Origin of the sequence: Paracoccus laeviglucosivorans (genome assembly GCF_900182695.1) — a bacterium.
Lineage (GTDB): Bacteria > Pseudomonadota > Alphaproteobacteria > Rhodobacterales > Rhodobacteraceae > Paracoccus > Paracoccus laeviglucosivorans.
The window spans coordinates 1-10,075 of sequence record NZ_FXTK01000046.1 but is presented as its reverse complement, the minus strand read 5'-3'; the positions used below and the strand labels follow the sequence as shown (position 1 = coordinate 10,075).

The following is a 10,075-nucleotide window of genomic DNA, read 5'->3' as shown; positions in this document are numbered from 1 at the left end:
CTGATCATCTTGCGCAGCTGGCGGCTGTCCAGCAGCACGCCAAGACCGAAATGATCCACCCCGCAATTGTTGCTGGCGACCGTCAGATCCTTGACGCCCGACTTGCGGATCGCCTCGATCGCAAGCTCGGGGATGCCGCATAGGCCAAAGCCCCCGGCAGCGATCAAAATTCCGTCTTTCAGAACATCGGCAAGCGCGGCATCCGCGCTTGGGTATAGCTTCTTCATCACGTCCCTCCCTACCCCGCAGTCGCAGATGCAAAAGCAGGGTCATGAGATGATGACACGGCTGTGATTCCGGATATATCCGTGAGAATACGTAGGTGGCTAAGTAGTTCGCCAAGGAAAGCCCATGCCAGAACGAAGAGCCAACCCGAACAGCGCGAAGGAATATCAGCAGCTAGGATTTATTTACGCCCCGGATGCAACAATGGTCCTGTCGCGGCGGATCATTTTGCAAGCCAGCCAAATGGTCGAACAAACCTTCGGCTGGAAACCTTCAGAGCTTGAGGGGCGGTCGATCAGGCTGCTTTATCCCGACGAGGCAGACTATGATGTGATCGGCCAACGCGCCCGTTCCGCCATGCTGACGCACGAGGTTTATCGGGACGAACGCTTCATGCGGCTGCGCAATAATTCTGTTGTCTGGATGGAGGGTGTCGGGCGCGCCATGGATCGATCTGACCCCGAAGAACTGGCAATCTGGACCTATCGGCAACTCACTTCCGGCCTCAAATTTACGAACCCGCTAACCCCGACAGAGAAGACCGTTGCCCACTACATCGTTAACGGCTTCACCAGCAAAGAAATCGCTCTCGCGTTAAAAAGCTCGCCACGAACGATTGAGGTTCATCGGTCGAATATGATGCGTAAGTTAGGTGCGAGAAACAGTTCGGAATTAGCTCGACGGCTTATTTCCGCTTAGGTCATGTTGACAAATGACGGAGCCATAGTCTGATGCAGGCGATGTCGACGAAACCGAGGTAGCTGTCTGCTGTCTCGTCGTAGCAGGTTGCGAGCCGGCGACTGTTCGTCAGCTTGTTAAAGCACCGCTCGACCATGTTGCGCAGGGTGTAGATGGTCATATCGACCGCCTTGCGCACTTTTCGGCTCTTTCGCATCGGTATCATGGGTTAGGGCGTTGCGGCTTTCGATGTCTTCTCGAATTTTATCAGAGTCGTAGCATCTGCCGGCGACCAGAACTACTGGTTGCGGCAGGTTATCGGCCATCACCAGATCATAGCCGGTGTAGTCGGAAACCTGCCCAGATGTGATCTCGGTCCTCATCGGGAGGCCAGCACCGTTGACGCGGAGATGGATCTTGGTCGAGAACCCACCTCTCGAACGGCCAAGAGCCTCTTTCGGAGTCCCCCTTTGCGTCCGCTGCATGATGATGCGCCCGGATCACGGTGCTGTCGACCATCTGCAGCCTGTCTGGCGCGACCCCCGCATGGTTGAGAGCGTCCAGGATGTCCTCCCACAGCCCTGCCAACGTCCAGCGGCGGACCTGGCGGTAGACCGAAGACCCCTTGCCGAACTCTTCGGGCAGGTCACGCCAAGCAGCACCAGTTCGCGCAATCCAGAACACGACGATGATCCGCAGGTCTACGCCCGTTCGGGCGACGAACTGAACGAATAAAGCCTTCGAAGAAAGCCCACTCATTGTCCGACATCAGGTTGCGAGCCAAGATCATCTCCCCCGCGCGGGCCAGCGGAAACCCTTTTGTCAACACGACCTAAGGCCGCTTGCACTGAGGTGAATGGGCCGCCTGTCGAGGCGGCCCGCTTGGCCTTATTCTTTGACGATTCCGGCTTCGCGACTGATGGCGCCAAGCTCTTCATCCGCCTTGCGCACCACGGCTTCGGCCCCTGTGCCGTCGGAATAGGCGTAACCTACCGCGACAGCTTCATAGCCTTTGCGAAGTTCAGGATCTTCCATCGTTTGGCGCAAGATTTCCTGCCAGCCGTTGAACACGTCATCTGGCGTATCCTTGGGCAAAGCCAGCACGCGCCAGACCGACAGACCCACATTCACGCCCTGATCGGCAAAGCTTTGCACGCCGTCAATGCCCGCGACGGGGCCCGCGCCGTTATGGGCCAGCACCTTCAGCTCGCCCGCATCGATCTGTGCCTTGACCTCGGACGGATACAGCAGGCCCGCACCAATATCTCCGCCCAGAATGCCCAGCAGGATGTTGCGCCCGCCCTTGACCGGAATACGTCGGAACTTGGCGCCGGTTTCCTTTTCCAGCGCATAGCGGACGTAATCCTGATTGCCCCAATTCCCCGAAACGCCCATCAGCACCGTTTCCGGGTTCGCCTTGGCGTTTTCCAGAAATTGCGAAAGGGGCATGTCGGCATAAGGCCCCTTGGCCGAGACGACCAGAAGGTTGGGATCGGCCGAGATTTCCCCGACATAGCGGAAGCTGTCGGCGCCATATTTCACGTTGTCCAGCCGGTAACGGTCGGTGACCAGCGCGGTCGAAACCTGACCCAGCGTCAGACCGTCGGGCTTGGCCCCGGCCATCTGGTTATAGGCCACGACGCCGCCGCCGCCGGGCTGGTTCTCGACCACGATGGTCTGACCGGCATATTTCTCCATCACCGCGCTAAGCGCGCGGGCGTTGGTGTCGTGCCCGCCGCCGGGGCTGGAGGGCACGATCAGCCTGACCGTATCCGAGGGACGCCAATCCTGCGCCTGCGCAAGACCTGCAACCAGCGTCAGGCCCGCCGCGGCCAGAAGCCGCGGCAACAGTTTCGTCTTCAGCATCATTTCTCCTCCCTTAGGGATGCTCAGTCGTAACGCTTGCGGAACAGCGGACGCAGTTCGCTGATCGGTGCCTTATCGGCGATCAGTTCGCGCATCTTGTCCTCGGCGGCCTCAATGGCTTCGGCCTCGTCGATCAGTTCCTCGACCAAATCGAAGGGCACGACGCAGATGCCGCTATCATCGGCCACGACCAGATCGCCCGCATAGACAACGATGTCATGGACGGTGACGGGGCCGTTGATCTCGATCGCTTCCATGCGGAATTTGCCGGTGATCGGGGTCACGCCCTTGCACCACACCGGATAATCGATGTCGCGGATCGCGTTCACGTCGCGGATCGCGCCATTCACGATCGAGCCGACAAAGCCCGTGGTCTTGGCCACGGTGCAGGACTGGCCGCCCATGTTCGACACGTCCAGATTGCCGCCGAAATCCGCGACCAGCACATCGCCCGGCTCGGCCAGATAATAGACCTCGCGCGTGGACATCTTGATCGGATCCTTGTCGATCGCGCCCTGCGTCGGGGTCTTGCGTTCGGGGATCGAACGCAGAGTGACGGCGGTGCCGGCGATCTTTTTGCCGGGGATGATGCCCGGCATGTGGCTGCCTGCGATGACGCCACGGATACCGCGCGCGTCCAGCAGGTCCGACACAGTGGTGGTCATGTCGGCCAGCGCCAGATAGCGGGCGGTGACTTCCTGCGAGGCACGCGGAAAGCGAATCTTCGTGATCCGGTCGCGCGGCACCTGGCCCCAGATGCGGCCTGCGGCGTTGTAATCGTCGTAATCCTGCGCGACCGAAGTTTCGGCGGACAGTTTTTCAAGTGCGGTCATTCCCTAGCCCTTTCAGATGCGGGATCAGTCTTCTTGGAAAGCTTGTTCGCGGCTTTTGCGGATGCTGGGAAAAGCCAGCAGCACCAGCAGCGCCACGGCCAGCCCCAGCAGCACGGCGCTGACGGGACGGGTCACGAATGTCGTGGGGTCGCCTGCCGAAATCAGCATGGCGCGGCGGAAATTGTCTTCGACCATCGGGCCAAGGATGAAGCCCAGCAGGAGCGGCGCAGGCTCGAAATCCAACAGGCTCAGCAGATAGCCCAGTAGGCCAAAGCCAAGCATCAGCAGGATCAGGAACGTGCTGTTCTGGATGCTGAAAACCCCCACCGTCACAAAGACCAGAATGGCGGGATAAAGCAGGCGGTAAGGGATGCTGAGCAGTTTGACCCAGATATTGATCATCGGCAGGTTCAGGATCACCAGCATGACGTTGCCGATGAACATTGACGCGATCAGGCCCCAGAACAGTTCCGGATGGCTGGACATGACTTGCGGACCGGGCTGGATATTGTGGATCATCATCGCACCCATCAGCAGCGCCGTGGTGGCGTTGGCCGGGATGCCCAGCGTCAGCATCGGCACGAATGAGCTTTGCGCCGCGGCGTTATTGGCGCTTTCGGGTGCGGCCACGCCTTCGATGGCGCCTTTGCCGAATTCCTGCGGGTGCTTCGAGATGCGCTTTTCGATCGTATAGGCCGCGAATGACGACAGCAGCGCGCCGCCCCCCGGCAATAGCCCCATCGCCGCCCCCAGTGCCGAACCCCGGAACACCGCCGGGACGGATCTGCGCACCTCGTCGCGCGACAGGCGCATACCGCCGATGGCCGCGGTGCCAAGGTCGCGGGTTTCGGGACGCACGACATTGCGAAGGATCTCGGTCAGGCCAAAGACGCCCATGGCGACGACGACGAAATCAATACCGTCACCCAGTTCGAACACGCCGAAGGTATAGCGGTCCACGCCGGAATTGATGTCGGTGCCGATGGATCCCAGCAGCAAACCGAACAGGATCATCGCAATCGCCTTGAGGACCGAACCCGAGGCCAGCGCCACCGCGCCGATCAGCCCCAGCAGCATCAATGAGAAATACTCCGCCGCGCCAAAGCCGATAGCGACCGAGGCCAAGGCCGGGGCCAGTGCCGCCAGCAGCAAAGTGCCGACGATCCCCGCAAAAAGCGATCCATAGGCGGCCACAGCCAGCGCCTGCCCCGCCCTGCCCCGCTGCGCCATCTGATAGCCGTCCAGCGTGGTCACGACCGACGACGCCTCGCCCGGCAGATTGACCAGAATGGCGGTCGTCGATCCGCCGTATTGCGCGCCGTAATAGATGCCCGCCAGCATGATCAGCGCGGTCGTCGGTTCCAGCGTATAGGTCACAGGCAGCAGCATGGCGACGGTGGCGACCGGGCCAAGGCCGGGCAGAATGCCGATCAGCGTTCCCAGAACCGCGCCCAGCAGTGCGTAAAGCAGGTTTACGACGGTGAATGCCACGCCGAACCCGGTGGCAAGGTTGTCGATCAGGCTCACAGCAGGGCCTCCGGCCAAAGCGGCATGGGCAGGCCCAACAGGGTGACGAACGCGAGCGCGCTGAGGACCGACAGGACGACTGCCGAAATCGCGACCTCGCGGCGGCGGGCCTGCGGCGATGCAAGGCTGGCGATCGTCACCATCGCGGCACAAGCCAGCACATAGCCCAGGAGTTGAAGCAACAGCACGAAAGCCAGCACCGCCAGAAAGATCAGCGGCAGCACCCGCACGGCACCCGCAGGGATCGTCAGCGCGGGTGCATTCGCCGCACGCACGGCCGTCAGTGTCATGACGGCCCCGATGGCGAACATGACCGCGGCCAGCGTCAGCGGGATGAAGCCCGGTCCCATTTCGGCAATCCTGCCAATGGCAAGATCGCGTCCCGCCACACCGAAAAACAGCGCGACAGCCATCAGAAAGATGCCCGCAAGGGCATCCTTCCGCATGAAGCTTGACATGTCTTATCCTCCTCCCGAACCGCGCTTCAGGCGATCCTGCTTCCCAGGAAGCGTGCTTCCCGTTCCAATATTTCGCGGCAGACCTCGCGGCGCGCCTCGTAATCCTCCAGCGGACCGGCCAGCGACAGGGCACCGACCAGACGGCTGCCCGACAGAACCGGCGCGGCCATGGCGAAGGCGGTCGAGGTCGCCTCGCCAAAGCTGACGGCGAACTGCTCGGCCCGCGCCGAGTCGATGGAAGCGCGCAATTCATCGGCGTCTATGATCGTTGCCGGGGTCAAAGCAGTGATCCGCCCCCCTGACAGCGCGGCGTCGACAAGCTCGGGTTCCATATTGGCCAGCAGCACACGACCCGTCGCGCCCACATGCAGGGCGCGGGCCTGCCCTTCCTCAACCACGTAGCGCACGCCGGAACTGGGTTCGCATTTCGCCAGAACCACACGCTGATCGCCCCGAGGGATCGAGAAAAAGGCCGTCACGCCGGAATCCGCCACCGCGCGTTCCAATGCGGGGCGCAGGACTGAAATCATCGGCGAATAGGCGTCGCGCATCGACCAGCCCAGCCGGAAGATCTTTGGGCCCAGAACATACTGACCCTTGCCGCTGGCCACGACATAGCCGCAGACCTCAAGCGTGCCCAGCAGCCTCAGGATCCGGCTGCGCGTCAGCCCGGTCCGCTCATGCAGATCGGCCAGCCGCAAAGCACCCGCGCCGTCAAACGCATCCAGCAGCTGAAACGCCGCTTCGACGGCTGCGATGGTGCGTTCGCTCTCTTTGGTCATATTTCTACTCTGTAGATGTTATATCTATAAAGTAGAATATTGTGAAATGTGGGTCAATGCTTATTGGCGCCATAGTAGAGACGCTCATTTTTAGATTTATTGGAGGCCTACTATCGGCAAAGGGCGCAAATGCTGACGCGCGATCCGCCCTCATTCCTCTCCGGCAATGGGCATTCCGAGATCGATGCCGTCTTCCGCGAGCAGGCCGGCGTCCTGCAGCGCCTCCAGATCCGGCACCTGGTGAGACAGCCGCCCGATCAGATCGCGGCTGACCTCGCGCCCGGTCAGCCGCGCGATCGCGCCGCGCGTTACCGGCTGCCGGTAGGCGATGATGGTCAGGACCAGCGCCTCGTTCGGGGTCAGATCGCGTGCGGCGTCGCCGTCCCCTTGGGCGGCGCGGATCGCGTCGGCATAGCAAGCGCGGGTGCGCAGCTGCCAACCCCCGGCGATGCGGGCGATATCATAGGGGCCGACCGGCCAGCTCCACGGCGATGTCCTCGATCAGCAGCTCCAGCGCGAAATCGCGGCCCACAACGCGGGCCAGCGCGGCACGCGGGGAACTCTAAACCTCCCCTGAATATAGGAGCAAAATCTACGGGATACGCATGATGACATACACCCCGCACGGCAAGCATCTGATCGCGGGTTCCTGGGTTGGGGACGGCGCGACATTTGCATCCGAGCCGGCCTCTGGCCCATCGCACCCGTTCAGCATTGGGACGGTGGCGCTTGTGGAACAGACCTGCGCCGCCGCCGAGGACGCGTTCTGGTCCTATGGCTACAGCCCGCGCGACACCCGCGCCGCTTTCCTGGAGGCCATCGCCGACGAGATCGAGGCCCGCGCCAAGGATCATCACCGCCAACGCGCTCGATGACCCAGACGGTTTTCTGCAAATCGTGGAATGCCACTATGCGGAAGGGAGTTTGAGGGTTGAGTGTGTGGGAGGGTTCAATCACCACCGCGCCGTTTGAGATCCAGCTACACGATGGCTGCCACCGGGAGCGCGTCCAGATCGGTGTAATACCGTCGCTGCTGGTGCTCCGGCGGCGCCGCGGCGGTTCGAAGCAGAGGGTCTCCTGTTCCTGAAGCGGTTTGAGCAATTCCCTCAGCGCCCGCCGCGCTGCAAACAACGCGTTCTGATCCCCGCGCTGCAACCGTGCCCAGCAGTGTCGATCTACGCTTTCCTCCTGACGATCCATCTCTGCCCCCTATCGGATCAATGAACCGCAATCTGTTATTTTCCTGTTCGCACGGTATTCAGCGACCCTGAGGGGCTGACTGGAGAACGTCGCAGAGCAAGCCCCATAGTTGCCGGATGAACTTTGCACAAAAGGAAGAGGCTCCTCTTCGCAAATCAACTTCTGCGTGATATGTAACTTAACGCACTAAACCGTTCAGTGTGAATAATTCAGAAATCGCGGCATACTGTCGTGTCTGTTGGGGGCACGCTTCAACTTTTCCCCTTCATGTGACCATGCCCCGGTAAGTCCGGTGGGCGACGTACAAATTATTGTCCTTCTCATGGAGCCATTGCATGACTACTTCTCTCACCGACGTTGCATATTTTCAGGGTGGCGGGCTGATCAGTCTCGGCACCGATCCTAATGTCTCGACCTCGGTCACTCTCAGCCTCGTCAATCTGAATGCATTGACGACTGTTACCGACGGAACCGATTTGCTCGGTCGGACAACCAACACGACGGTCGCCGGTCCCGTCAATAGCGACGGCACACCGATTGCGGGCGACAATGTTATCAATGTTGGACAAGAATTCACCCTGCGAACCCAAGCCTCAGGTGGCCTTGGCGGGACGACCGACACAACCGTCAAGATGACGCTGACGGGCACGGGCACGCTTACGCCGCTCCTCGGGGCGTCGAAAGAAGTCATTATTGCAGTGAGCGATGCTGGAACGCGTTACGTTGTTTTCCCCGACAACGATGCGATCGTGGGCCTTGACGGTATCACTGGTCTCGTCGGCTCCACGCTAACCCTCAGCCCTCGCGGCTATGATCTCGAAGCGGAAGCGCCTCTTTGCTTCGCCGCAGGTACCATGCTGGAAACTCCTGACGGTCTGCGTGCCATTGAGGATCTGGTTGAGGGCGATCTGGTTACGACTAAAGACAGTGGCGCACAACCAATCCGTTGGATGGGCCGAACCATCTTGAACTGCACTAAACTCGCTCTCAACGAGAACCTGCGCCCGATCCGCATCAAGGCCGGTTCGCTGGGTGGTGGCACGCCAACTTCCGATCTGATTGTTTCGCCGCAACACCGTGTTCTTGTCCGTTCGAAGATTGCACAGAAAATGTTCGGTGCCGCAGAGGTTCTTGTCGCAGCCAAACAGCTTTTGACGATCGATGGCATCGACATCGCCATCGACATGGAAAAAGTGGAATACTTTCACATGCTATTCGACAACCATGAAATCGTGATTTCCAACGGTGCGGAAACCGAGTCGCTCTACACCGGCCCACAGGCGCTAAGATCCGTCGGAGCCGCCGCGTCGGAAGAAATTTTCGCGATTTTTCCCGAACTGCGCAATCACGACCACAAAGCAAAGAGCGCTCGTATGCTGCCCTCTGGGCACATGGGACGTAAATTGGCCATGCGCCACCGCCAGCATCGCCGCGATCTGATCGGCTAAATGCCGTTGATGGGACGTGGACGATGAGCAAGCCTCGCGGAGGCGGGCTTCTTGGCTATCTAAATAAGATATACGCTGCGGTCGTTAATACGAGCGCCCCAACGAACAGACGCCATCAGCCGCGATGTGAACGAATGGCGGAACTGCGTAGCCGCAATGGTCTGCGGAGCCATCTTACCAGATCAAGCCCTTATGCGCTGCCCGTGAGGCACCATTCCTGCGGTGTGATGTTTAACCAAACCTACCGCGCTTTGCACGGAACAGTGGACCCGAAGTGCATTTTCCGGCGTTGGTTTTGCAATCCTATCGCGACGCGAAAGCCTTTTGATGCCAAGCTATTCTGACAGACCTCTCGACGATCTGGGCCACGATGCGACCTCTCCTGCCGCCATCCCAAGACGTGGCTGGAAGCAGATCCTGCTGCGCGTCAAAGATGAGATCGCGCAGGATCATGTTGGCGTCGTCGCGGCGGGCATCGCCTTTTATGGCCTTATCGCCATTTTTCCGGCTATCGGCGCACTGGTTGCCATTTCCGGCCTGATCCTGAACCCCGCCGATCTCGGACAAGTGATGGAGCGGATTGTGACCTTCCTGCCGCCCGATGCCGCCGCAATCATCCACGACCAGCTTGCCAAGGTCGTGGATGGCGGGACCGGCACCGGCGTCGTCGCCATTACCGGCATCGGGCTGGCGCTATACGGCGCGATGAAGGGCGTGATGACATTGATCGAAGGGCTCAATATCGCCTATGATGAGGATGAGGCACGCAGTCTGCCCATGCTCTACATGACGGGTTTCGGCATAACGCTTGCGCTGATCGTGGGGCTGATCCTTGTGATAGGGCTGATCGTCGTGCTGCCCGCCGCAGCCGAGCTTCTGCATCTGAACACAGGCGTGCAGACGGCGATTGCATGGATCACATGGCCTATCCTCGCGGGCTTCGTCATCATTGGACTAGCGGTAAGAGGTGGTCCGGGAATTTGGACCGGTTTGCCGCTCAGCTAAGCTTCAGCATGGGTTTCATGTCAGGCGGCGGCTTTCAGGTACTGGTCGGAGGT

At 60.4% G+C, this 10,075-nt stretch carries 10 protein-coding genes and 2 pseudogenes; 4 read left to right on the top strand and 8 right to left on the bottom strand.

The features are described from left to right. On the bottom strand, window positions 1-227 hold a 227-nt coding region (locus tag FN835_RS20440), incomplete at its 3' end, for a CoA-transferase (protein WP_281285407.1). Window positions 228-351: 124 nt separating this feature from the next. Between FN835_RS20440 and FN835_RS20435 the strand changes: the two genes are divergently transcribed. Beyond that, on the top strand, window positions 352-924 hold the full coding sequence (locus tag FN835_RS20435) for a LuxR C-terminal-related transcriptional regulator (RefSeq protein WP_142665081.1): 573 nt from the start codon (window positions 352-354) through the stop codon (window positions 922-924). 1 nt (window position 925) lies between these two features. Here the strand turns inward: FN835_RS20435 and FN835_RS20430 are convergent. The 7 genes and pseudogenes from FN835_RS20430 to FN835_RS21940 all read right to left on the bottom strand — a co-directional run bounded on the left by FN835_RS20430 (window position 926) and on the right by FN835_RS21940 (window position 6,819). Further along, window positions 926-1,693 (bottom strand): annotated as a pseudogene (locus tag FN835_RS20430) (IS5 family transposase). A 98-nt stretch (window positions 1,694-1,791) separates the two neighbouring features. Next, window positions 1,792-2,769: a Bug family tripartite tricarboxylate transporter substrate binding protein gene (locus tag FN835_RS20425; RefSeq protein ID WP_185958786.1), complete on the bottom strand. Its 978-nt coding sequence runs from the start codon at window positions 2,767-2,769 to the stop codon at window positions 1,792-1,794. 23 nt (window positions 2,770-2,792) lie between these two features. Beyond that, window positions 2,793-3,602, bottom strand: a complete 810-nt coding sequence (locus FN835_RS20420; protein WP_185958785.1) for an RraA family protein — start codon at window positions 3,600-3,602, stop codon at window positions 2,793-2,795. Window positions 3,603-3,626: 24 nt separating this feature from the next. Then, window positions 3,627-5,129 (bottom strand): tripartite tricarboxylate transporter permease, encoded by a 1,503-nt coding sequence (locus FN835_RS20415; protein ID WP_142665079.1) that lies wholly within the window; start codon window positions 5,127-5,129, stop codon window positions 3,627-3,629. After that, the gene (locus tag FN835_RS20410; protein WP_142665078.1) at window positions 5,126-5,587 is read right to left on the bottom strand and encodes a tripartite tricarboxylate transporter TctB family protein; all 462 of its coding nucleotides are present in this window, start codon (window positions 5,585-5,587) and stop codon (window positions 5,126-5,128) included. Before FN835_RS20410 ends, FN835_RS20415 begins: the two co-directional genes overlap by 4 nt. Before the next feature lie 26 nt (window positions 5,588-5,613). Continuing rightward, a complete protein-coding gene (locus FN835_RS20405; protein ID WP_142665077.1) occupies window positions 5,614-6,369 on the bottom strand; it encodes an IclR family transcriptional regulator in 756 nt (251 codons plus the stop codon). A 150-nt stretch (window positions 6,370-6,519) separates the two neighbouring features. Continuing rightward, window positions 6,520-6,819 carry an SMC-Scp complex subunit ScpB gene (locus FN835_RS21940; RefSeq protein WP_425467500.1) on the bottom strand — a complete coding sequence of 100 codons (300 nt, stop codon included), beginning with the start codon at window positions 6,817-6,819 and terminating at the stop codon, window positions 6,520-6,522. A 158-nt stretch (window positions 6,820-6,977) separates the two neighbouring features. Between FN835_RS21940 and FN835_RS20395 the strand changes: the two are divergent. From FN835_RS20395 to FN835_RS20385, 3 genes and pseudogenes are all read left to right on the top strand, one after another. Continuing rightward, window positions 6,978-7,217 (top strand): annotated as a pseudogene (locus FN835_RS20395) (aldehyde dehydrogenase (NADP(+))); the annotation flags it as partial. Between the two features lie 687 nt (window positions 7,218-7,904). Beyond that, window positions 7,905-9,017, top strand: coding sequence for a Hint domain-containing protein (locus FN835_RS20390; RefSeq protein WP_246098829.1), 1,113 nt, complete (start codon window positions 7,905-7,907; stop codon window positions 9,015-9,017). A gap of 327 nt (window positions 9,018-9,344) precedes the next feature. Then, window positions 9,345-10,022, top strand: coding sequence for a YihY/virulence factor BrkB family protein (locus FN835_RS20385; protein ID WP_142665076.1), 678 nt, complete (start codon window positions 9,345-9,347; stop codon window positions 10,020-10,022). Window positions 10,023-10,075 lie beyond the last annotated feature (53 nt).

Coding starts and splice junctions, on each gene's coding strand:
- FN835_RS20435 (WP_142665081.1), top strand. CDS start 352: ATGCCAGAACGAAGAGCCAACCCGAACAGCGCGAAGGAATATCAGCAG.
- FN835_RS20425 (WP_185958786.1), bottom strand. CDS start 2,769: ATGCTGAAGACGAAACTGTTGCCGCGGCTTCTGGCCGCGGCGGGCCTG.
- FN835_RS20420 (WP_185958785.1), bottom strand. CDS start 3,602: ATGACCGCACTTGAAAAACTGTCCGCCGAAACTTCGGTCGCGCAGGAT.
- FN835_RS20410 (WP_142665078.1), bottom strand. CDS start 5,587: ATGTCAAGCTTCATGCGGAAGGATGCCCTTGCGGGCATCTTTCTGATG.
- FN835_RS20405 (WP_142665077.1), bottom strand. CDS start 6,369: ATGACCAAAGAGAGCGAACGCACCATCGCAGCCGTCGAAGCGGCGTTT.
- FN835_RS20390 (WP_246098829.1), top strand. CDS start 7,905: ATGACTACTTCTCTCACCGACGTTGCATATTTTCAGGGTGGCGGGCTG.
- FN835_RS20385 (WP_142665076.1), top strand. CDS start 9,345: ATGCCAAGCTATTCTGACAGACCTCTCGACGATCTGGGCCACGATGCG.